We start from the raw sequence: 21943 nt of genomic DNA, 5'->3' as shown, positions 1-21943 counted from the left end.
GCTTCCGTGAAACGCTGAACCGCTCTAGACGAACATATCCAGTTTTTCGATTTCACCGTCTTCCCCGAACTCGACGAGCTCGGCGACGAAACTCGGCAGGTAGCCGGTGAAGGCATGCACCGCCTGGCCGCCGGCGCGGCCGACGAGATGGAAGATCGGCTCGACGATGACGAGACCGGTATCCGGATCGATGCCGATCACCTCTGAAATCTCGGTCACCGCACGCCGCCCGCTTTCCAGGCGGTTCAGCTGCACGACGAGTTCGACGGCGGCAACGATCTGCTGGCGGATCGCCATCACAGGCAGCGAGCTCTGGCCCTGCAGCACCATCACCTCCAGGCGGGTCATCATGTCCTGCGGCGTATTGGCATGCGCCGTCGTCATCGAACCGGCATGGCCGGTATTCATCGCCTGCAGCATGTCGATCGCCTCGGCCCCGCGGCACTCGCCGACGATGATGCGGTCGGGGCGCATGCGCAGCGCATTGCGCACGAGATCGCGGATGGTGACACTGGTTTCGGATTCGGCCGTCTTCGGCCGCGATTGCAGGTAGACGACATGGATGCCGTCGAGCTGCAGTTCGGAGGTGTCCTCGACGGCAACGACACGCTCGCCGATCGGGATGAATTGCGACAGGCTGTTCAAGAGCGTCGTCTTGCCGGAGCCGGTGCCGCCCGAGACGACGATGTTCTTGCGGGAGCGGACGGCCGCCTCGAGGAAGGCGCGCATCGGTTCGCTGAGCGCGCCGGCCGTGACCAGCTTGCTGATGTCGAGACGCGACTTGCCGCCGAACTTGCGGATGGTGAGGCAGGCCCCCTTGACCGCCAGCGGCGGAATGACCGCATTGACGCGCGAACCATCCGGCATGCGGAAGTCGGCCATCGCCTCGCTCTCGTTGATCGAGCGGTTGGAATCGACGGCGATGCGCTCGATCACCTTCATCAGCTGCCGCTCATTGGCAAAGGCAAAGGGATAACGTTCCAGCAGGCCGAATTTTTCGACGTAGATCTCGTCGTAGCGCGTCACCATGATTTCCGAGATGACATCGAGATCCATCAGCTCCGAGATCGTACCCCAGCGGTACATCAGCTCCTCGATATTGGAGCGCAGGTGCATATGGGCGATCTCGTAGCGGTCGCCGGCATTGAAGAGGGCCTGGCGGGACTGGAAGGCGGCGCTGAAACGTGTGTCGAGCTGGGCGAAGTCGGCGCGGGTGGATTCGAAATTCAGCTTCAGCTGCAGCGCCGAAATCAGCGCCTTGCCGACATCGAACAGGCGGCGATTGTCCTGCTCCTCGCGCAACAGGCTTGCGGCATTCGACGACGCGTCGCGCCGCCCGGTCCGGGCGATGCGTTTTGCCAGCCAGCGATAGACGGCGTTCTTGATGACGAGGATGACGAGATCCTGGGGTGCAGCGTCCAGCGCCTCCTTGATGAACATGTCGAGACGCTCGCGAATGCGGTTTCGCGTATCCTCGCGACCGAAATCGGAGGACTTCACCAGCCGGTCATATTGCGTGTCCTTTAGCAGTCGCTCATGTATCTCCATCTGCAACGCCAGCACCCGCTCCTGGTCCGGAAACTGCGTCACCGCCTCGGCGGCAGCAGTCGGCTCGACCAATTCGATGGTGACGTTCGGCACCCAGATCGACATGCCGGCCGAAACCGCAACCGGCGTGCCTGCCCTGAGCGGCTGGTCGTCAACGCGCGTCGGGTTGCGGCCATGATGCTGCACCGACCAGCCCTGACCGGATTTGCGGAGCACGAATTGCGGCGAGGAGACATGGCTGCCGCGCAGCCGCACGACGCCCGCACCGGCCGGCAGCGTCAGCGTGCTGCTCTCGCCGACGAAATAGGTCTCGTTCGCCGAAAGCGGGATCACCTCCCGACCGCTGCCGTCCTCATAGGAAATCTTCAACAGCATGGCTTTACTCTCCCGCGACTTGTCACATACGCGTCCAGTTGATGCTCGGCAGTTCCTCGACAGTATTGTCGGCCGGATTGCGCAGCACGAGGTTCAGGCTGCCGTTCGACTGGCCCATGGCAAAAATCAGCATTTCCGCTTCCGCCGGCGTCACTTCGACGGTGACGTTGTTGTAGGTGCTATTGGCCTTGGTGACCGCACCTTCCGCCGTCGTCGCCGCGCCGACGGCCAGCACTTTGACATTCTGCAGGAAGGTGCGGGTGACGACGCGGGTGCGCGAGCTGATGCCGAGTTTATAGTCCTGCGCCTGTTTGCGGTAGGCATTGACATCGTTCTCGTCGGCGCCCGGATATTGGGTGAGATAGTTCTTCAGCATCTGCTCGACCGGCGAAGCCGGCTGGGCCGGCGCCTGCGGCTGCCCGGCTGCAACCGGCGCTTGCCCGGGGACGGCAGGCGCCTGGCCGGGCGCTCCCGGCTGGGCTGCGGCGGCGGGGGCGACCGGCTCGACCGGCTCATCGACGGTGCCGAGAATATCGACATAGCTGCCCGGCTCGACGAAGTGGCCGACGGCTGCGGCCGCATTGACGGGAAGGGTGAGCGCGCGTTTTCCGGGCGCAATCATCGTTGTCAGGCGTCCGCCGTCATTGTCATCGAAATACTGGAAGAGCAGCACCGAGCCGGCCGGAATGTCGGCCGCGGCCGTCCTGTCCTTCAGCCATTCCTGGTAAGCGCTCGCCGCAGGCACCGCGAGCTTGGCGAGCGCCCCGAAGCTTTCCGGCAGCATGACCGGTTCGGCCAGCATATCAGGCGTGATCGCCTGACCTCTGGTCACCTTCCGGTCGGGCTGGAGCCGCATGAAGGCATAGGCCACCTGCTCGTTCTTGACGCTCTCGGTCCAGAAGTAGAGCAGAACGCCCGTGATGAGCCCGACGATGACGGCTGCAATGAGCTTCCAGTTCATGGTGTTATTCCTTCGACGAAGGGTTGCCTGATTTGAATGACCTCGACGGTCCGGCCGTCGGCTCTGCTGCGGGTATAGAGAACATTGGCCTCGACGCTGCCGCGCCGGCCATAAAGGGCGGTGACCCCGCCGCGCTGCGCCGGCGGCGCCTCAATGGTGAAGCCGTCACGGACAAGCAGATCGGCGCGCGCATCCGACCAGCGCGCCGCCGACAGCGGGCCTTTCGACACGACCGTGCGCGACGTATGGCCCTGGTCGCGGTCGCCGATATCGCTCAGCACCTCGACGCCTGCCGGCGGGCGTAGCGACGGCGGCAGCTTGCTGGCATCGGCTGGGGCCGCAAAGGCAGGCAGCGTCGAGGCGACGTCCTCGAAGCGGCTCATCAGCACCTCGGTCACCGGCGCATCGGCCGGCCGGCGGATCATGATCGAGACGCCAGGGATCGGCGCTTTTGCCGAAGGATGTGCCGGGTCCTGCCGTCTGAGATAATCGAGCGCGGCCTCGCCGTCGCCGTCGAAGAAGCGAACGACGACGGCAAGATCGTCGCGGATGCGGCTGACCTTCGGGACGATCAGCATGTTGGCGGCGATGACGGCGGTCAGCTCTTGGCTGTCATTGCTCTTCGGCAAGGCCGGCCGGGTATTGGCGGCCAGCACCCGCAGCCATTCGTCGGTGATCTCGGAAATGCCGCGATCGCTCTGGTAAGGTGTGAACTCCAGCGGCTCACCGTTGATGACCAGATCGCGCGGCGAACGTTCCGGCGCGCCGACGATGCCGGCCAGCATCGAATTCAGCGTCGCCCGGAAATCCTTGTAGACCTCGGCGCGGCCCGGTGTCGCCGCGCCCATGGCGGCAAGCCCGACAACGAACGCGGTGCCCAGCAGATGAACGGAGATGCGCGCGCCCTGTCTCATCTATTTCGCTCCCGGAAAGACGCCGTCGAAAAGGTCGCCGGAATCGTCGGCGACATCACGGATTTCGCGGCGGAGCGTCGGGTCGTAGCCGCGGCTCGTGGTGTCGTTGTTGTGCGAGGCAAACAGCGTTGCGTCGTCCACCGTGAACGCATCCTTCCAGCGGATGCTTCGGATCGTATCGAGGTCGTCGGAATCCCTGAACTTGTAGACGCGGTCAGCCGTCGCGGTGACCAGCTGCGGCTTTTCATTGGCGAGGTCGCCGACCATATCGCCGAAGTCGCGACCGTCGCTCTTCAGCGTGTTCTGCACGTCGTCCCAGACAAAGGTGCGCTGCGGGTCGCCGCCGCCTTCATGCGATGGCGTGCGCGAGCAGTTGATGGCGTCCCCTCCCGGCAGGGCCGGCAAGGCCGGGAGCGGAAAGACGTTGGAGAAATCCGACGTGCAGTACAGCCCGTTCGCCTCGGCGAAGGCGGCGTTACGCATGGCGAGCATGGTCCCGACCTTCTTGGTGGAAATCCTATTGGCGTGGATCATGAAGATCACGATCAGCAGGATGACCGGTGCTGCGAGCACGAATTCGATCGAGGCCAGGCCGCGGCTGTCGCGGTGCAACCGCATCATGAGGCCGCCGGCCGGCGCGCCGCCTCTCTGTTCAGTGTGTATTGACGGCAGCCCAGGCATTGGCTCCTCCCTGGTCGAAGACGCGGGTCAGGCCGGTGAAACTGTCGGCGGCCGGGCTCTGCTTGATGGTGTTCGAAACCTCGCCGGTATCGTCGGCAAGGGTGGCGGGCGCAAGCGATGCAAGCCAGTCCTGGGTGTAGAGGTCGAAGGCCGTGTAATTGTGGACCCAGCTCTGCGCCAGACCATAGGCGGATGGCGTCTTGTCCTTGAAGATGCGGATCTGCAGCCTGGCCCGCGGGGCGCGGGAAACGATCGCCAGCGTCTGGTAGTCGTCGAGCTGCTCGCCGCCAAACGGCGTGAAGTTGAAGGGGATTCGTCCTTTCAGCCAGTAGGGCTTCGGGAGGGAGATGACGGGCAGGGGAGCCCCCGCCACGGAAATCGCGCCACCAGCGGGGCCGCAGACCTGGTTCCAGATCATGTCGAACTTGCGGGTGAAATCGTTCTCGTCTTTTGTCTGCTTGTCGGAATAACGCGGTGGCACGTCGATCGGCAGCTGGAAGGGGTTGACGACGCCGAACTCGAGGCCGAAGAATTCCTCCGCGACAAAAAAGCTGGCGTCGAGGGTAAGTTCTTCCCACCAGCTGAGATCGGCATATTGCTCGATGATCGCCTTGAACGGGATCTTGCTCAGATATTTCGGGCCGAAGGCTTCATAAAAAATGTAGAAGTTCACCAGCGCATTGTCGATGCCGCTCTTGTGGTTGACCCAGTCGCGGATATGGCTGCCGTCGACGCCGCCTGCGGTCAACGGACCCTTGCCGTTGGGGAAGCCGCGATTGGCAAACTCGCCACGCATCAGGAATGGGTCCTGCCCCTCCGTACCCCTGCTCATCGCAAGGCACATTTCAGCATAGGCTGCAGCGGGATTGACGCCGTCGCGATCGACCGGCAGGTTGCCGCCGGCACCTTCTCCGGCGTCGTTGCAGGACTCGCACGGGGGATGGAAGACGACATGATCCGACTTGTTCATGCGCACAAGATGCAGCGCTTCGTTTCCGACCCTCTGCGGAAAGCTCTCGACGAGGTAGTCGTTGAGGTCGTTCATGCCGTCGATGATGTCGCTGGACTTCTCGATCAGGCCCCAGGGATCATAATCGATCTGTGCCTTGACCGTATATGCAATCGCAATGGTGGCTTCCGTCGCCCGGAACCCCTGGAACGCCAGGCAAGCACCGTAAATGATGCCGCCGACGATCGGGACTTTCTGCCAGCCCGGGCAATAGGGCATCGGCGGAAGCGGTGGCAGGAGCGAGGCCGGTCCAAAACCTTCCGTGAAAGAGTATTCGGCGAGTTTCGCCAGAATGGCGGTCGAGCGCAGAGCCAGTTCCGCCGTGGTCAGCTGGAAGGCGACCGAGGTCGCCATGACGACGGTTGCCTGCGAGGAGGCGACGTTGTTCATCGCCATGATGTTGAGGTAACGCGCCTCCCAGTCGGCATGGACGAGAGCGGCAGCGTCGGCGGTATCCTGCGTGCGCTGCTTGTCGTAGATCATCTGCCCCGTGTTCAGGATCCAGACGATCATCAGGGCGAGCGCGATCGTCATGTAGAGGATGATCGGCGACAGGAAACCGCGTTCGTCGCGGTGCAGGCGCTTGATGAGGGTCGGTGTCATAGCAGGTTCACCTCCGCCTTCGAGATCGTGTAGTAGCGGCCGTCTTTCCTCTGGCCGCGGGCAAAGACCCAGCCGGCATATTCGAGCAGCAGGAAGCGCGCTTCGACCTTGGCGGTCACCGGCACATGCGGCGAGCGGTTGATGGCGGCATAGAGCGCCATCGGCGCGCGGTCGACAGTCACGGTGACGTTCTGCGGGTCGAACATGTAGCGGGCCTGGTTGCGCATCGCCCGCCAGTTCTTCGAAAGCCCCGAGGCATCGGCAAGGCTTTTCAGCGCCTCTTCGGGCGGCTGGCAGGCGCCGACGCATTTCAGCTGGTCGTAGGGAGCAGCCGGGATCAGCGCCAGGCGGGCGGCAAGATCGGCCTTCCCGGGGGCGGCATCGTCATCGCAGGTCTTGGCGTCGATCAGGCTCCGAATGGTGATCGGAAAGGCCGGGCAGAAATAGACGCGGGCGCTGCGCGCCGCCGCATAGGCGGCATAATGGGTGAAGAGGTGGTTTTTGGCGAGGATCGCGAACTGGAAGACCACGAACATGAAGAACACGAAGACCGGCGTGACAAGCACGAAATCCATCATCGTCGTGCTGCCGGATGTGTCGCCGTGAAGCTCCGATATCCGGCGCCGGCGGGCAGAAAGCCGCGGCAGCAGCAGCATCGCGGCAAGTAAAATCATGGCGATCGCGAAGGTGCCGAAGAGCGCGCCGTGATCCTCAGGGATCCAGAAGGTCCGTGAGTGCAGGATTGAACTCCAGAAGGCACCGTCGAAGATGGGGCGTTCGAGTTCTGCGCGCATTGCCGTTACCTCACGAGTGAAAGAGGGGTGAAATCAGGCATGAAAAGGCACCAGATAAGTCCGAGAGCGGCAGCAACGCCGAAGCGGACGGTATGATGTGTCTCGCGCGGCTTCAGCACCGATGCGGCATCGCGGAAACCGGCAGGCAGAAGCAGGGCAAACAGCCCGACATTCCTGGCCAGCACGCTCCACTGAACCCGCCGCGCCATCGAGACTAGAGCAATCACGCCGCCGACCATCAGCGCGGCAAGAGTCACGTCGATGGCGGGCCAGAGGCCGAGAATGGTGCCGAGCGCCGCCATCAGCTTGACATCGCCGCCGCCGCAGCTTCCGGCTGCGAAGGCGATGATGAAGATCATGCCGGCCGCTACCAGGCCGGCAAAGGCAAGGCCGATCCCTGCGAGCCCCCCGCCGACTGCCGCCAGCATGAAGCCGGCAAGCAAACAGGGATAGGTCACGGCATTCGGGATGTGACCCTGGCGGTGATCGAGCACCGCCGCGGTCATGGCGCAGGCGACGGCAAGAGCCGCCGCCGCAGGCATCATGGTCAGATCATAGGTCGTATCCATGATCCCGGCCCACTTATTGACCCGGCTCGGGAATTCTCTCGGCATCCGAGAGCGCCGTGTTCTTTTCGTTGAACCATTCACCGATCTGTTTGCCGAATGCGAGCAGAAGCAGCATCAGCGGAATGACGATCAGGGCGACGGCGAGGACGATCTGGGCCATGTCGCCGCGCTCGTCCTGGTGAAGTGCAATTGCGAGAGTCTTGAGTTTTCCAAACATCTGCGTATTCCTCGTTCCTGAGTTTGTTTCGGATCGAAGACCTTAGAGAAGTTAAGCAAGCATACGGTATCGATCCGAACCAGCGCGTTGCTCGTTCCAATGATATGTTCTGCTTCAGCTTTTCTTCCCCGGCGGCCAACGCTTGTTGAGCAACACCATTAAGACCCAAGAGTGCGCCCAAGGCCAGCCCTCCGTCAAGCAAACGAAACGAAGGGTTCCAATCGTCTTGGAGGCCTCGTTTGAAGAAACCGCGTTGACGCCGGTAATTTCCAACTAACCGTCTGAACTGCCTATAGATTTACCCTTGCGAATGAATTGTTCTGCGATCTTGAGAACTATCGTCCGCTGCCCCATAATTGGTCAGTTCTTTCAAGGCGATAGAATAGACGGGATGGCGCGGCCATATCGGCCGGCCGCACGGGGACGCGCCCATGGCGTTGCTTGGCGATCTGGATTAAGCTTGTCCGAGATTTTGGGCTTGGGGCCCCTGTCGATCCGGAGCGAGAACGATGGAAACGATGAGCAGCATTTTGATACTTGGATTGGTCCTCATTCCACTGATGATGTTCTTTCCGACCGCGGTCGAGATGATGGCGACATTGTTCGGCATGAGCACGGTTCTCGTCGGGATGCCGCTCTGATGAAGGCCGTTTCAGACGACGCCGCCGAACAGGCGACCTTCCAGGTCCTGACCCGGGCGCTGGACAAGCTCTTGGGCCCGATCCGCTTCCTTCTCGAGGATCCGAGCGTTTCGGAAATCCTGATCAACGGTACGTCCGACATCTTCGTCGAAAGGCGAGGCAAGCTCGAACGCGCCGATACGCGTTTTGCCAGCCGCGAGGACCTGGAATCGGCCGCGCGCAGCATCGCGCAATTCTCAGGCAAACGGCTGACGCCGGAGGAACCGAGCGTGGAGGCCCGGCTGCCCGATGGTTCGCGCGTGCAGATGATCCAGCCGCCGGCTGCCCGCACCGGGCTTTGCATCTCCATTCGCCGTTTCTTAAAAGAACATCGCAGCATCCGCGATCTCGTCACCCAGGGCAGCCTGACGGAGGAGTCGCTGTCGCTGCTGCAGGCGGCGGTCGGGCTGCAGAAGAACGTCATCATCTCTGGCGGCACCGGCACCGGCAAGACGACGATGCTGAACGCCCTGTCGGAAGCCTTTGCCGACCACGAACGGATCATCGTCATCGAAGACACCTCCGAACTGCAGATCCGCAAGGAGCACGTGGTCTATCTCGAAGTGACCAAGCCCGACCGCTTCGGCCGCGGCGGCGCCAGTATCCGCGACCTATTCCGCTCGTCGCTGCGCATGCGGCCCGACCGCATCATCGTCGGCGAGTGCCGCGGCGGCGAGGCGCTCGACATGATCCAGGCGATGACCTCAGGCCATAGCGGCAGCCTTTCGACGGTGCATGCCAATACGCCCTACGACGCCCTGCACCGGCTGGAAACGCTGGCGCTGATGTCGGATATCGACATGCCGCTTCGGCCGCTGCGCGCCCAGATCGCCTCGGCGGTTGACGTCGTCGTGCAGATCGCCCGTTTCAAACGCACCGGACGACGCCGGGTGATCGAGATTTCCGAGATCAAGGGCCTGAACAATGACGGCCAGTATATCGTCGAGAGCATCTACAAGCTTGAGGGCGACGGCCATTCCAATTCCGATGGCGCACTGCTCTGGACCGGCGTCGTGCCGAGCTTCGCTTCCGATGCGCTGGAAGAGATGTCAGGCGGGGAACAGCCAGAATGGGTGAAGGCCAGTCCCGCCTTGCCGGAAACGGCTTGAAACCTATTGGCCGACGCCCATTGGGAACTACCTAAAGGCCCGGAGGTCGAACTGAGCGTCTATAACCGCACGATCACAACCAATTCCCCAGCCTTGCCATTCGCGGTTTGGCGATCGAGATCCACGGCAGTGGGCTTCGTCCGAAGACACAGGCCATCTCCCGCGCCCCGTTGATATTCAGTGTTGCTGTCGGCCGTGAATGATGCAAGGGCTTCGGGCCAACGAAATGGGGGCCGTTCCGAACTGACGGCCGGATTTGCCGTTTTCCGGTAATGAGGGTAGGATCGGCGTAACAGGAGATCGAGATGCTGCTGCAGAAGCTTCAAGAGAATTACGAGGACCTGATGAAGATCGGTGTCGAGGCTCGTGAAGCTGGCCGGAAGATCGGCCTTGAGCCGAGCTGCGCAGACAGCACCGATCACGAAGAAGCTCCCTCCAAGGCTGAAGAGCCGAAAGTCGTCGTCCGCAAAGTGATGACGCGATAATCCATGCCGACATGCACTATTCTGGCTGGCCCGAACGGCTCTGGTAAGACGTCGGCCTTCGGGAAACTGAATCTCGAAGGCGAGTTCATCAATGCAGACGAGATCGCGAAGAAGCTACCGACTGGCGGCTCGAAGAGCATTGAACGACAGGCAGCCGAACTCGCCCTGGAGTTGATCGCAGAGAAGATCGCGCGGCAGGAATCCTTCGTCTTCGAGACGACGCTGAGCAGCCAGCAGTCTCTCAGGCTGATGAGGGAGGCCAAGGAGGCGGGCTTCAATGTCGATCTGTATTACGTCGCCCTGGATAGCGTCGAACGGAATATCGAGCGGGTGAAGTTCCGGGTCGCCCTTGGTGGTCACGACATCCCCGAGGATGCTATCCGGCGTCGATACAAAGGATCGCTCGAACATCTGGCGCAGGCCTTAGCGCTGGCCGATGAAGCGGTCATCGTCGACAATTCTCAGATCCGTCCACGCATAGTTTTCCAGATCCGGGGCGGCTACGTTCTCAACACGAGCCAAATACGCGGCAATCCTTTCCACGAATTGCTGAGCAACAAGGTGCAGAAGTCTTTGACCCTGCGCAGGTAAAGCAAAGGGTTACCTCCGGTAGACAGCCCTTTTTGTCGTTGAACGTTCCAGCTGATTTCGGTCAATCGTCGATCTGTGCCGGCACGGCCCTCACGCGCTATCCTTTTCGGCGCTCGCCGCCATATGGCTGAGTTCGTCCCACAGGCTTTCGGCGAAGCTTCTCAGGACGGTGAGCTCGAAGTCGTCATTGCCGGTGCGGGCGATCTGCACGGAGATGTGGCCGACCATCGTCATCGCGGAACTGCCTTCCGGAAAGACGGCAGGATCGAGATCGACGGCGGTGCCCTTTGAAAGCAGAAGCCGCGAGGAACGGCCTGAGATGCCGATGCGGACGCGGCCGTGGCTCTGGTCCATAACGAAGGCTTTTCCGGCGAGCGCTGCGGTCAGAGCGGCAAGCGTTGCGGGGGCAAGCGGTTCGTCGCCGGCGACGAACCATTGGCGGAAACCTGCCTTGCGGATCGAAGTTTTTGCGAGGCCGGCTTTTGCCAATTCGCCGGCAAGTGCGGTCGACTCGATCGTGCCGAGCACGTGCAGCAGATGGCCTTCGGGCAGGGCTTGAAGCCGGACGCAGGGTCCTGCCGTGCCGGGATGGGCCGCGCCGGCGAGAACTGGTCTATGCTGGGGAAGATCAGGCATGGAGCTTCTCGTTTTCAGGATCGATAAAGACGGGATGGCAGAGCAGCGCCTCGGTGAATTCATTGCGCAGGCCGTTCCAGACCGTCACCTTTTCACCGATGCGTTCCGGACCGCGCCGGACCAGCGCCAGGCCGATCGTATGGCCGAGCGTCGGCGAAAAGGCGCTTGAGGTGACGTAGCCCTGGTCGTTTTTGAGCGTTGCCGCATCGCCGTCGGCAAGGATATGCGAGCCGGTGCGGAAACCGCTTGCCGGATTGAGTGGCTTGACGCCGACGAGGCGGGCGCGCTCAGGGTCCTGCAGGCCTTCGCGGGCGAGCATCGCCTTGCCGATGAAATCCGGCTTGGTTGATGAAACCATGCGGCCGAAGCCGAGGTCGCCTGGCGTAACCGTGCCGTTGATCTCGGCATGGGTAACATGGCCCTTCTCGATGCGCATGACGCCGAGCGCTTCGGCGCCATAAGCGCAGATGCCGTGTTTCTCGCCCGCTGCCATAATGGCGTCGGCAACGCCTTCGCCGTAGCCGGCCGGCACGGCAAGTTCGTAGGCGAGTTCGCCGGAGAAGGAGATCCGGAAGAGCCGGCCTTCGAGGCGGCCTGCGAATAGCGACACCTTGCGGGCGCTCATGAAGGGGAAGGCGGCATCGGAAAGATCCTCGTCGACGATCTCGGAGAGAATGGCGCGCGACTTCGGCCCGGCCACGGCCATCTGCGCCCACTGATCGGTCGAGGAGGCGAAGCAGACGTCAAGCTCCGGCCAGAGCGTCTGGGCGCAGAATTCGAGATGGGTGAGCACGCCCGCGGCAAGCGCCGTCGTCGTCGTCATGAAGAAATGATCGTCGCTGAAGCGGCTGGTGGTGCCGTCATCATAGATGAAGCCGTCCTCGCGCAGCATGATGCCGTAACGCGCCTTGCCGACGGCAAGCTTGGCAAACCCATTGCAATAGATCCGGTCGAGGAAGGTCGCGGCATCCTTGCCGAAGATTTCGATCTTGCCGAGGGTCGAAACGTCGCAAAGGCCGGCATTTCTACGGATGTTCAGCACTTCGCGGTCGACGCTTTGGCGCCATGTCGTCTCGCCTGTGCGCGGGAACCAGGAGGAACGGTACCAGAGGCCGGTTTCGACGAAGACCGCGCCGTTCTTCTCCGCCCAGCCGTGCAGCGGCGATTTGCGCCCCGGCTGGAAATGTTTGCCGCGCGATCCCCCGGTCAAGGCGCCGAAGGAAACCGGCGTATAGAAGGGCCGGAAGGTCGTCGTTCCCACCTCGGCGGGCGAAACGCCGCGCGCTTCGGCCAGAATGCCGATGGCATTGACGTTGGAAAGCTTGCCCTGGTCGGTCGCCATGCCGCTCGTGGTATAACGCTTGGCGAGCTCGACATGGCCGTAGCCTTCGCGGACGGCGAGGCCGAGGTCCTTCAGATGCACATCGTTCTGATAGTCGACGAAAGCCTTGACCTTCGAGCCCTTGACCGACCAGAGCGGCTTTGTGCGCTGAGCCGTCTCGGTGGCCGATGCAAAGGCTGGTTCCGCCGCTGCGAACCCGATCGCCTGCAAGGCCGCGGCCGCCTTTGCGGCGCCATCGCCAAGGCAGGCTGTGGTTTCGCCAAGGCCGGCAGCCGAGCCGGCGACGGAAAGGCCTTGCTGGGCAGCCGGCGCCAGAAACGCCGAGGCTTCGTCCGACCATTGCGGCTTCGCGCCGCGATGGCAAGCAAGATGAATGATCGGGCTCCAGCCGCCGGACATGGCAAGCGCATCGGCTTCGATCCGACGGAAACCGCCGGTGGTTTCGACGCTGACGCCGCGCAGATGCTTGCCACCGAACGCGTCGATGACTCGGGCGCCCTTCAGCACTTCGGCGCGGCCTTGCCAATTCTCACTCGCATCCTTGCGGCTATCGACGATCGCCGTAACCGCGAGGCCGCCAGCTTCGAGATCGGCGGCGGTGCGATAACCGGTATCATTGGTGGTGAAGATCACCGTGCTTTGGCCAGGTGCCACTGCCTGCCGATTGAGATAGCTACGCATGGCGCCCGCCATCATCACACCGGGGATATCGTTGCCGCCGAAGACGAGCGGCCGCTCTTCGGCGCCGGTCGCCAGGATCGCCTGCCGGGCGACGATGCGCCACAACCGTTCGACCGGGCGTTCCGGATCGGGCGTCGCCACATGTTTCTGCACACGTTCGACGGCGCCGAAGACATTGTCGTCGTACCAGCCGAACACGGTCATGCGCGGCAGGCGGCGCACATTCGCCAATCCCTCCAGCTCGGCCAGCAGTTCGCCGAGAAGGGTGTTCGCGGGCTTGCCGTCGATGGCGCCGCAGGAAAGCAGGCTGCCGCCGAGTTCGGGGCCTTCATCGGCGAGGATGACGCGGGCGCCGGCGCGGCCGGCGGTCAGTGCTGCGGCCAGACCGGCAGGGCCGGCCCCGATCACCAGCAGATCGCAATGCGCCCAACATTTCTCGTAATGATCGGGATCAGCCTCGTAAGAGGCCCTGCCGAGACCTGCCGCCTTGCGGATCACCGGTTCATAGAGCTTTTCCCACAGCGCCGCCGGCCACATGAAGGTCTTGTAGTAGAAGCCGGCGCTGAGGAAAGGCGAAAGCAGCCCGTTGACCGCGCCGACATCGAAGCCGAGCGACGGCCAGCGGTTCTGGCTCTTGGCCGCCAGCCCCTCGTAAAGCTCGATCATCGTCGCGCGGGTGTTCGGTTCGGTGCGCCCGCCGCTGCCGGTCGTCACCAGTGCATTGGGTTCGGCGGCACCCGCCGTTAGAATGCCGCGCGGACGGTGATATTTGAAGCTGCGGCCGACGAGCTGGACGCCGTTGGCAAGCAGCGCCGAAGCGAGCGTATCGCCCGGATGGCCTTCCAGCGGCCTGCCGTCGAAGCTGAAGCCGAGGGTCTTGGCGCGGTCGATGCGGCCGCCGGAGGAAAGGCGAAAGCTCGTCATGCCGGTTCTCCGCCGAGCTTCGAAAGGGCGGCATCCCGGACGCCATGGACCACATGGGTGACGGTATCGCGTTCGACGATCAGCCAGCGGCGGCATCCGGAGGAATGGTGCCAGTATTCGCTGTGGCTGCCGCGCGGATTGTCGCGCAGATAGACATAGTCGTACCAGGCATTCTGCCCGGCATCCGGCGCGGGCCTGGCAAGACCGGCATCACCGCGGATCGAGAATTCTTCCTTCGGCCGCGAGCCGCAATGGGGACAGGAAATCAGGCTTGCCATCGTTAGATGTCCTCAGTGCAGATTGGGCTGGGCGCCGACGCCCTTTTCGTCGATCGGATAGCCGCGCGCGAAACGGTCGAGCCGGAAGGCGCGGGCCGTCTGATGCGGCGTGTTGCGGGCGATCAGATGGGCGTAGCAGAAGCCGGAGGCGGGTGTGGCCTTGAAGCCGCCGTAACACCAGCCGGCATTGAGATAGAGATTGTCGATATGGGTGCGGTCGATGATCGGCGAGCCGTCCATGCTCATGTCCATGACGCCGCCCCAGGAGCGGAGATAACGCACCCGCGACAGCGACGGGATCATCGCTAGCCCGGCTTCAGCGACATGTTCGACGGAGGCCAGATTGCCGCGTTGGGCATAGGAATTGTAGCCGTCGATATCGCCGCCGAAGACCAACCCGCCCTTATCCGACTGGGACACGTAGAAATGCCCGGCGCCGAACGTCACGACATTGTCAATGAAGGGCTTCAACCCTTCGGAGACGAAGGCCTGCAGCACATGGCTTTCGATCGGCAGGCGGAGGCCCGCCATATCGGCGACGACGGTGGAATTGCCGGCCGCCGCCAGCGCCAGCTTGCCGCAGCCGATGAAGCCCCTGCTGGTCTCGACCCCGGTAACCTCACCGTTTTCGGTGCGGATGCCGGTGACTTCGCATTGGGTGATGATGTCGACGCCGCGGCTGTCGGCGCCGCGGGCATAACCCCAGGCGACCGCATCGTGGCGCACCGTGCCGCCGCGTGGATGGAAGAGGCCGCCCATGATGGGAAAACGGGCATTGTCGAAATCGAGGAAGGGTAATTTTTTGCGCACCGCCTGCCGGTCGAGAAGCTCGGCATCGACGCCGTGCAACCGCATGGCGTTGCCCCGGCGCGTATAGGCGTCGCGCTGCGCATCGGAATGGAAGAGGTTGAGGACGCCGCGCTGCGAGACCATGGCATTGAAGTTGAAATCCTGCTCCAATCCCTCCCAGAGCTTCATCGACAGCTCATAAAAGGGATTATTGCCCGGCAGCAGATAGTTCGAGCGGATGATCGTCGTGTTCCGGCCGATATTGCCGGAGCCGAGATAACCCTTTTCGAGGACGGCGACATTGGTGATGCCGAATTCCTTGGCGAGATAATAGGCGGTGGCAAGACCGTGACCGCCGCCGCCGACGATGATGACGTCGTAATGCGGCTTCGGCGCCGGATCGCGCCAGGCAGGCGCCCAGGCCTTGTTGCCGCGAAGGCCGTTCAGGAAAATCGAAAGAGCGGAATAGCGCATGGGTCAACCCGAAATGAACCGGCCCATGATGCCAGAAAGAGAGGGAGGAACTTGCGCTATTGGGACATTAATGACTAGAAAAGAGACATGTCCTCGCTCGATAGCAGAAATGTCCAAGAGATCGGCTTCATCCTGATCCCAGGATTCGCGCTGATGTCCTATGCCTCGGCCACCGAGCCGCTCAGGGCGGCAAACCTTCTGGCCGGACGCGAGATCTATCGCCTATCGATCTTTTCACCCGACGGCACACCGGCGCTTTCCTCCTCCGGCGTGACCGTACCCGCCGACCCACTTCCCGCCAGGGGCTCCGGGCTCGGCACCGCCATCATCTGCGCCGGCGGTTCGCCGCGCGACTGGCGCTATCCCGGCGTGCTTGCCTGCCTCAGGCAATTATCGCGCGAAGGTGTGAGAATCGGCGGCATTTCGGGCGGTCCCTATCTGATGGCCGCCGCCGGCCTGCTGGATGGTCGCGACTTCACCATCCACTGGGAACATGCGGCCGCCCTTCTCGAAGCCTTCCCTGATCTTTCGCCTCGCCAGGCGCGCTTCATGATCGACGGCAACCGCATCACCTGCGGCGGCGGCATCGCGCCGCTCGACATGATGCATGTGCTGATTGCCGAGCGCATGGGGCCGGATTTCGCCCGCCGCGTCAGCGACTGGTATCTTCATACCGAGGTCAACGAGCCGGCGGCTCCGCAGCGCGCCTCGCTGGCCGAGCGCTACGGCGTCCATCATCCCGGCCTGCTCAGTGTTCTCGAACGGATGGAGGAGACGATCGAGATGCCGCTCGACCGCTCTGCCATGGCGCGCATCGCCGGCGTCACAGCCCGCCATCTCGACCGGCTGTTTTCTGCCCATCTCGGCACCACCTTCCTCGATCAATACCACAGGATCAGGCTGCAGCATGCCCATCGCCTCTTGAAGCAGAGCCCGCTTTCCGTCTCGGAGATCGCCGTTGCCACCGGCTTCTCCAGCCTCAGCCATTTTTCCCGGATGTTCCGTAGCGTCTACGGCGTCGCGCCGCGTGAGGCACGACGGGAATAAGTTTCTTCAGGGTTGAGGAAATTTCACTATGGCGATAGGGTTGCCTCTCGAATAACAGCGGGGGCGGCAGCATGAGACCCAAGCGTGAAGCGGCAAATCAACCGGAAGAGCCGCATGGCGGACGCCCTGCCTTTTCCCAGGATCCGCACGCCGTTCGGGAACCAAAGGAAAACAACCTCGAAATGGCGATCGGCCATGAGGTGCGCGCCTACCGCAAGAAACTCGGCATCACCGTCACCGATCTGGCGGCCGCAACCGGGATTTCGCTCGGCATGCTGTCGAAGATCGAAAACGGCAACATCTCGCCGTCGCTGACGACGCTGCAATCGCTGTCGCGGGCGCTCGGCGTGCCGATGACCGCCTTTTTTCGCCGTTATGAGGAACCGCGCAATGCCGTCTTTGTCAAGGCGGGGCAGGGTATCGAGCTCGAGCGGCGCGGAACGCGCGCCGGCCACCAATATAATCTGCTCGGCCATATCGACAACAATACCAGCGGCGTCATCGTCGAGCCCTATCTGATCACCCTGACGGCCGATTCCGATATTTTTCCGACGTTCCAGCACGAGGGCATGGAGTTTCTCTACATGCTCGAAGGCGAGGTGGTCTATCGCCACGGCGACCAGCTTTTCCAGATGCAGCCGGGCGACAGTCTGTTCTTTGATGCCGATGCGCCGCATGGTCCGGAGCAGCTGGTGAAACTGCCGAGCAAATACCTGTCGATCATCAGCTATCCCCAGCAGAATTCCAGAAGCTGACTTGCCTTAAAAGAAAAATTTATTCTTCCTAGTTGAAGTTAGCAATTAGTCCTGCTAGTCCTTTCTCACCATGAACGGAGGCACGCGCTATGTGCGGCATTGTTGGACTGTTCCTCAAGGACAAGAGCCTTGAACCTCAGCTGGGAGATCTGCTCTCGGATATGCTGATAACCATGACGGATCGCGGACCGGATTCAGCCGGCATCGCAATCTATGGCGGCGCCTCCGAGGGCAAGGCAAAAATCACCATCCAGTCCGCCAATCCAAGCGTCGACTTCGCAGGTCTCGCCGGCGACCTCGAGAAGGCCGGCATTAGAACTGAGGTGTCGATCAAGAGCACCCATGCGGTCATCGAGCTGGAAGCGTCCAGGCTTGCAGATGTGCGCAAGGCGCTCGAAGAGATCCGCCCGGCGGTCCGTCTGATGGGATCGGGCGAAAGCGTCGAAATCTACAAGGAAATCGGCCTTCCAAAAGACGTCGTGGCGCGGTTCGGCGTCCGCTCGATGAGCGGAAGCCATGGAATCGGCCATACCCGCATGGCGACCGAATCCGCCGTCACCACGCTCGGCGCCCATCCGTTTTCGACCGGTGCCGACCAGTGCCTCGTCCACAACGGCTCGCTGTCCAACCACAACAACCTGCGCCGCGAACTGGTGCGCGAAGGCATGACCTTCGAGACGCAGAACGATTCCGAGGTCGCCGCCGCCTATCTGACGGCGGAAATGGCCAAGGGGAAGGATCTCGGCCAGGCGCTGACAGGCGCGCTCGACGATCTCGACGGCTTCTTCACCTTTGTCGTCGGCACCAAGTCCGGCTTCGGCGTCGTGCGCGACCCGATCGCCTGCAAGCCCGCCGTCATGGCCGAGACCAAGCAGTATGTCGCCTTCGGCTCGGAATACCGCGCGCTGGTCAACCTTCCCGGCATCGAGAATGCCCGCATCTGGGAGCCGGAGCCGGCAACCGTTTACTTCTGGGATCACGACAAGGCCGCCTGAGGGGCGTCTGAAAGCAGGAGCCGGCTCAGACCGTCTCGCGGACCAACGAGGATTTAATGCCTATATTCGATCTTTCCAACACCCCTCTTCGCGAACTGAACAGCGCGCTGCACGCCCTTTCCGAAGGTGCCAACGACACGGAATTCGAAGTCATCAACCCGCGCGGCAGCCATGCCGTTGCCGTTGGCATCGACAGCCCCGTCACTGTCGCCGTCAAAGGATCGGTCGGTTATTACTGCGCCGGCATGAATGACGGCGGCAGGGTGACGGTTCACGGTTCGGCCGGTCCGGGCGTTGCAGAAAACATGATGTCCGGCACCGTCGTCATCGAGGGCGACGCCAGCCAGTATGCCGGCGCCACCGGCCGCGGCGGTCTGCTCGTCATCAAGGGCAATGCGGCGTCGCGCTGCGGCATTTCGATGAAGGGCATCGACATCGTCGTTCACGGCAGCATCGGCCACATGTCGGCCTTCATGGGCCAGTCCGGCCATCTTGTCGTGCTGGGCGACGCCGGCGACGCACTGGGAGATTCGCTCTACGAAGCCAAGCTTTTCGTCCGCGGCGAGGTCAAGAGCCTCGGCTCCGACTGCATCGAGAAAGAGATGCGGCCGGAACATCTGGAAAAGCTTGCCGAGTTGCTCGAAAGGGCAGGGGTTACCGACGTCAGGCCCGAAGAGTTCAAGCGCTACGGTTCTGCGCGCAAGCTCTACAATTTCAACATCGACAACGCCGACGCGTATTGAGGCGAGGGACACCCATGAGCTATCACAACCCCTATACCCCGCCACGCAAGTCCGCGACCTTCGATGACTATACACTCGCCGAAATCCGTCGTGCGGCCGCAACCGGTATCTACGACATCCGCGGCGCCGGCACCAAGCGCAAGGTTCCGCATTTCGACGATCTCTTGTTTCTCGGCGCCTCCATCTCGCGTTATCCGCTCGAAGGCTACCGAGAGAAGTGCGACACATCAGTGGTGCTCGGCTCACGCTTCGCCAAGAAGCCGATCACGCTCAAGACGCCGATCACCATTGCCGGCATGAGCTTCGGTGCGCTTTCCGGCAATGCCAAGGAAGCGCTCGGCCGCGGGGCGACGATCGCGGGCACCTCGACCACGACAGGCGACGGCGGCATGACCGATGAGGAACGCGGCCATTCGCAAACGCTGGTCTACCAGTACCTGCCCTCCCGCTACGGCATGAATCCCAAGGATCTGCGCCGCGCCGACGCGATCGAAGTCGTGGTTGGCCAGGGCGCCAAGCCAGGCGGCGGCGGCATGCTGCTCGGCCAGAAGATCTCCGACCGCGTCGCCAATATGCGCAACCTGCCGAAGGGCATCGACCAGCGCTCGGCCTGCCGCCATCCGGACTGGACCGGCCCCGATGATCTGGAAATCAAGATCATGGAGCTGCGCGAGATCACCGATTGGGAAAAGCCGATCTACGTCAAGGTCGGCGGCGCGCGACCCTATTACGACACCGCCCTTGCGGTGAAGGCGGGCGCCGACGTCGTCGTGCTCGACGGCATGCAGGGCGGCACGGCGGCGACGCAGGACGTCTTCATCGAGAATGTCGGCATGCCGACGCTTGCCTGTATTCGGCCGGCCGTTCAGGCGCTGCAGGATCTCGGCATGCATCGCAAGGTGCAGCTCATCGTTTCGGGCGGCATCCGTTCGGGCGCCGACGTTGCCAAGGCGCTGGCGCTCGGCGCCGACGCGGTGGCGATCGGCACGGCGGCACTCGTCGCCATCGGCGACAATGATCCGCACTGGGAAGAGGAATATCAGAAGCTCGGCACAACGGCCGGCGCCTATGACGATTGGCATGAAGGCAAGGATCCGGCCGGCATTACCACCCAGGATCCGGAGCTTGCAAAACGCCTCGACCCGATTGCTGCCGGTCGCCGCCTTGCCAATTATCTCAAGGTGATGACCCTCGAGGCGCAGACGATCGCACGCGCCTGCGGCAAGAACCACCTGCACAACCTCGAGCCGGAAGACCTGGTCGCACTGACGATCGAGGCATCGGCCATGGCGCAGGTGCCGCTCGCCGGCACCAGCTGGATTCCCGGCAAGGGAGGTTTCTGATTTCTACCGGCCGGGCAAAAGTCCCGGCCGTCTCATATCCATAACCAAGGTGTCTCCAAGAAATCCAAAGGGGAACGAGAATGACACTGGACCTTGCTGCTTTTGCCAGAGACAAAGGCATCAAATATTTCATGATCAGCTACACCGACCTGTTCGGCGGCCAACGCGCCAAGCTGGTTCCGGCGGAAGCCATTGCCGATATGCAGAGAGATGGCGCGGGCTTCGCAGGCTTCGCAACCTGGCTCGATCTGACGCCCGCCCATCCGGACCTGTTTGCGGTTCCCGATGCTTCCTCCGTTATCCAGCTGCCCTGGAAGAAGGACGTCGCATGGGTCGCGGCCGATTGCGTCATGGAGGATCAGCCTGTCGAACAGGCGCCGCGCGTGGTGCTGAAAAGACTGGTCGCTGAAGCTGCGAAAGCAGGGCTGCGGGTAAAAACCGGCGTCGAGCCCGAGTTCTTTCTGATCTCTTCGGATGGTTCGGTGATTTCGGATCAGTTCGATACCGCCGAGAAGCCCTGCTACGATCAGCAGGCGGTGATGCGTCGCTATGACGTGATCGCCGAGATTTGCGACTACATGCTCGAACTCGGCTGGAAGCCTTATCAGAACGACCACGAGGATGCGAACGGCCAGTTCGAGATGAATTGGGAATATGACGACGCTCTTCAAACGGCGGACAAGCACTCGTTCTTCAAGTTCATGGTCAAGTCGATCGCCGAAAAGCACGGCCTTCGCGCCACCTTCATGCCGAAGCCATTCAAGGGACTGACCGGAAACGGGTGCCATGCCCACATCTCGGTTTGGGACATCGATGGCAAGGTTAACGCCTTCGCCGACAAGGAAATGCCGTTCGGGCTCTCCGCCCAGGGTAAAACCTTCCTCGGCGGCATCATGAAACATGCTTCGGCGCTCGCCGCCGTCACCAACCCGACCGTCAATTCCTACAAGCGCATCAATGCGCCGAGGACGATCTCGGGCGCAACCTGGGCGCCGAATACCGTCACCTGGACCGGCAACAACCGGACACACATGGTGCGTGTGCCGGGCCCCGGCCGCTTCGAACTGCGGTTGCCCGATGGCGCTGTCAATCCCTATCTGCTGCAGGCGATTATTATCGCCGCCGGCCTTTCGGGAATTCGATCGAAAGCCGATCCTGGCCGCCACTACGATATCGATATGTATCGCGACGGGCATACGGTGACCGACGCTCCGAAGCTGCCCCTCAATCTTCTCGATGCACTGCGTGAATACGAGAAGGACGAAGAACTGCGCGCGTCGCTGGGGGCGGAGTTCTCCTCCGCCTACCTCAAACTGAAGCATAGCGAGTGGAACACCTATTGCTCGCATTTCACCGAGTGGGAGCGGAGCACCACTCTGGATATTTGACTTCCCAGCCGC

At 62.4% G+C, this 21943-nt stretch carries 22 protein-coding genes; 10 read left to right on the top strand and 12 right to left on the bottom strand.

Features of this window, described 5'->3' with window-relative positions; translation table 11 throughout:
• Window positions 1-24: 24 nt before the first annotated feature.
• The 8 genes from RLEG4DRAFT_RS02145 to RLEG4DRAFT_RS02110 are packed head-to-tail and all read right to left on the bottom strand — an operon-like array spanning window position 25 to window position 7671.
• Window positions 25-1923: an ATPase, T2SS/T4P/T4SS family gene (locus RLEG4DRAFT_RS02145; RefSeq protein WP_003575042.1), complete on the bottom strand. Its 1899-nt coding sequence runs from the start codon at window positions 1921-1923 to the stop codon at window positions 25-27.
• A gap of 22 nt (window positions 1924-1945) precedes the next feature.
• On the bottom strand, window positions 1946-2884 hold the full coding sequence (gene cpaB, locus RLEG4DRAFT_RS02140) for a Flp pilus assembly protein CpaB (RefSeq protein ID WP_003575039.1): 939 nt from the start codon (window positions 2882-2884) through the stop codon (window positions 1946-1948).
• Window positions 2881-3798: a hypothetical protein gene (locus tag RLEG4DRAFT_RS02135; protein WP_003575037.1), complete on the bottom strand. Its 918-nt coding sequence runs from the start codon at window positions 3796-3798 to the stop codon at window positions 2881-2883. The genes cpaB and RLEG4DRAFT_RS02135 overlap by 4 nt, the downstream gene beginning before the upstream one ends.
• Window positions 3799-4479 (bottom strand): TadE/TadG family type IV pilus assembly protein, encoded by a 681-nt coding sequence (locus tag RLEG4DRAFT_RS02130; RefSeq protein ID WP_003575036.1) that lies wholly within the window; start codon window positions 4477-4479, stop codon window positions 3799-3801. It lies immediately after the preceding gene.
• The gene (locus tag RLEG4DRAFT_RS02125; protein WP_003575034.1) at window positions 4451-6091 is read right to left on the bottom strand and encodes a Tad domain-containing protein; all 1641 of its coding nucleotides are present in this window, start codon (window positions 6089-6091) and stop codon (window positions 4451-4453) included. The genes RLEG4DRAFT_RS02130 and RLEG4DRAFT_RS02125 overlap by 29 nt, the downstream gene beginning before the upstream one ends.
• Complete coding sequence (locus RLEG4DRAFT_RS02120; protein ID WP_003575032.1) at window positions 6088-6885, bottom strand: TadE/TadG family type IV pilus assembly protein; 798 nt, start codon at window positions 6883-6885, stop codon at window positions 6088-6090. The genes RLEG4DRAFT_RS02125 and RLEG4DRAFT_RS02120 overlap by 4 nt, the downstream gene beginning before the upstream one ends.
• A 5-nt stretch (window positions 6886-6890) precedes the next feature.
• Window positions 6891-7454: an A24 family peptidase gene (locus tag RLEG4DRAFT_RS02115; RefSeq protein ID WP_037093082.1), complete on the bottom strand. Its 564-nt coding sequence runs from the start codon at window positions 7452-7454 to the stop codon at window positions 6891-6893.
• A gap of 13 nt (window positions 7455-7467) precedes the next feature.
• The gene (locus RLEG4DRAFT_RS02110) at window positions 7468-7671 is read right to left on the bottom strand and encodes a hypothetical protein (protein ID WP_003563674.1); all 204 of its coding nucleotides are present in this window, start codon (window positions 7669-7671) and stop codon (window positions 7468-7470) included.
• Between the two features lie 518 nt (window positions 7672-8189).
• Between RLEG4DRAFT_RS02110 and RLEG4DRAFT_RS47380 the strand changes: the two genes are divergently transcribed.
• The 4 genes from RLEG4DRAFT_RS47380 (at window position 8190) to RLEG4DRAFT_RS02095 (ending at window position 10536) form a co-directional block, all read left to right on the top strand.
• The gene (locus tag RLEG4DRAFT_RS47380; RefSeq protein WP_280803132.1) at window positions 8190-8312 is read left to right on the top strand and encodes a hypothetical protein; all 123 of its coding nucleotides are present in this window, start codon (window positions 8190-8192) and stop codon (window positions 8310-8312) included.
• The gene (locus tag RLEG4DRAFT_RS02105; RefSeq protein WP_037093080.1) at window positions 8312-9460 is read left to right on the top strand and encodes a CpaF family protein; all 1149 of its coding nucleotides are present in this window, start codon (window positions 8312-8314) and stop codon (window positions 9458-9460) included. Before RLEG4DRAFT_RS47380 ends, RLEG4DRAFT_RS02105 begins: the two co-directional genes overlap by 1 nt.
• Before the next feature lie 305 nt (window positions 9461-9765).
• Window positions 9766-9945: a hypothetical protein gene (locus RLEG4DRAFT_RS02100; RefSeq protein ID WP_003575027.1), complete on the top strand. Its 180-nt coding sequence runs from the start codon at window positions 9766-9768 to the stop codon at window positions 9943-9945.
• Between the two features lie 3 nt (window positions 9946-9948).
• The gene (locus tag RLEG4DRAFT_RS02095) at window positions 9949-10536 is read left to right on the top strand and encodes a zeta toxin family protein (protein WP_003575025.1); all 588 of its coding nucleotides are present in this window, start codon (window positions 9949-9951) and stop codon (window positions 10534-10536) included.
• A gap of 90 nt (window positions 10537-10626) precedes the next feature.
• Here the strand turns inward: RLEG4DRAFT_RS02095 and RLEG4DRAFT_RS02090 are convergent, their stop codons facing one another.
• The 4 genes from RLEG4DRAFT_RS02090 to RLEG4DRAFT_RS02075 are packed head-to-tail and all read right to left on the bottom strand — an operon-like array spanning window position 10627 to window position 15660.
• Complete coding sequence (locus RLEG4DRAFT_RS02090; protein WP_003575024.1) at window positions 10627-11172, bottom strand: sarcosine oxidase subunit gamma family protein; 546 nt, start codon at window positions 11170-11172, stop codon at window positions 10627-10629.
• A complete protein-coding gene (locus RLEG4DRAFT_RS02085; RefSeq protein ID WP_003575022.1) occupies window positions 11165-14119 on the bottom strand; it encodes a sarcosine oxidase subunit alpha family protein in 2955 nt (984 codons plus the stop codon). Before RLEG4DRAFT_RS02085 ends, RLEG4DRAFT_RS02090 begins: the two co-directional genes overlap by 8 nt.
• Window positions 14116-14397 (bottom strand): sarcosine oxidase subunit delta, encoded by a 282-nt coding sequence (locus RLEG4DRAFT_RS02080; protein WP_003575021.1) that lies wholly within the window; start codon window positions 14395-14397, stop codon window positions 14116-14118. Before RLEG4DRAFT_RS02080 ends, RLEG4DRAFT_RS02085 begins: the two co-directional genes overlap by 4 nt.
• A 12-nt stretch (window positions 14398-14409) precedes the next feature.
• On the bottom strand, window positions 14410-15660 hold the full coding sequence (locus RLEG4DRAFT_RS02075; RefSeq protein WP_003575020.1) for a sarcosine oxidase subunit beta family protein: 1251 nt from the start codon (window positions 15658-15660) through the stop codon (window positions 14410-14412).
• A gap of 87 nt (window positions 15661-15747) precedes the next feature.
• Between RLEG4DRAFT_RS02075 and RLEG4DRAFT_RS02070 the strand changes: the two genes are divergently transcribed.
• From RLEG4DRAFT_RS02070 to glnT, 6 genes are all read left to right on the top strand, one after another.
• Window positions 15748-16707 (top strand): GlxA family transcriptional regulator, encoded by a 960-nt coding sequence (locus RLEG4DRAFT_RS02070; protein ID WP_003575016.1) that lies wholly within the window; start codon window positions 15748-15750, stop codon window positions 16705-16707.
• 71 nt (window positions 16708-16778) lie between these two features.
• Entirely contained in the window at window positions 16779-17462 is a 684-nt protein-coding gene (locus RLEG4DRAFT_RS02065) for a helix-turn-helix domain-containing protein (RefSeq protein WP_003575015.1), read from the top strand.
• An 89-nt stretch (window positions 17463-17551) separates the two neighbouring features.
• On the top strand, window positions 17552-18457 hold the full coding sequence (locus RLEG4DRAFT_RS02060; protein ID WP_003575013.1) for a class II glutamine amidotransferase: 906 nt from the start codon (window positions 17552-17554) through the stop codon (window positions 18455-18457).
• Between the two features lie 56 nt (window positions 18458-18513).
• Window positions 18514-19200, top strand: coding sequence for a GXGXG domain-containing protein (locus RLEG4DRAFT_RS02055; protein WP_003575010.1), 687 nt, complete (start codon window positions 18514-18516; stop codon window positions 19198-19200).
• A gap of 14 nt (window positions 19201-19214) precedes the next feature.
• Window positions 19215-20543 (top strand): FMN-binding glutamate synthase family protein, encoded by a 1329-nt coding sequence (locus RLEG4DRAFT_RS02050; protein WP_003575009.1) that lies wholly within the window; start codon window positions 19215-19217, stop codon window positions 20541-20543.
• A gap of 80 nt (window positions 20544-20623) precedes the next feature.
• On the top strand, window positions 20624-21931 hold the full coding sequence (gene glnT, locus RLEG4DRAFT_RS02045) for a type III glutamate--ammonia ligase (protein ID WP_003575008.1): 1308 nt from the start codon (window positions 20624-20626) through the stop codon (window positions 21929-21931).
• Window positions 21932-21943 lie beyond the last annotated feature (12 nt).

The organism is Rhizobium leguminosarum bv. trifolii WSM2297 (assembly GCF_000271845.1).
This window is presented reverse-complemented; position numbering and strand designations above follow the sequence as displayed.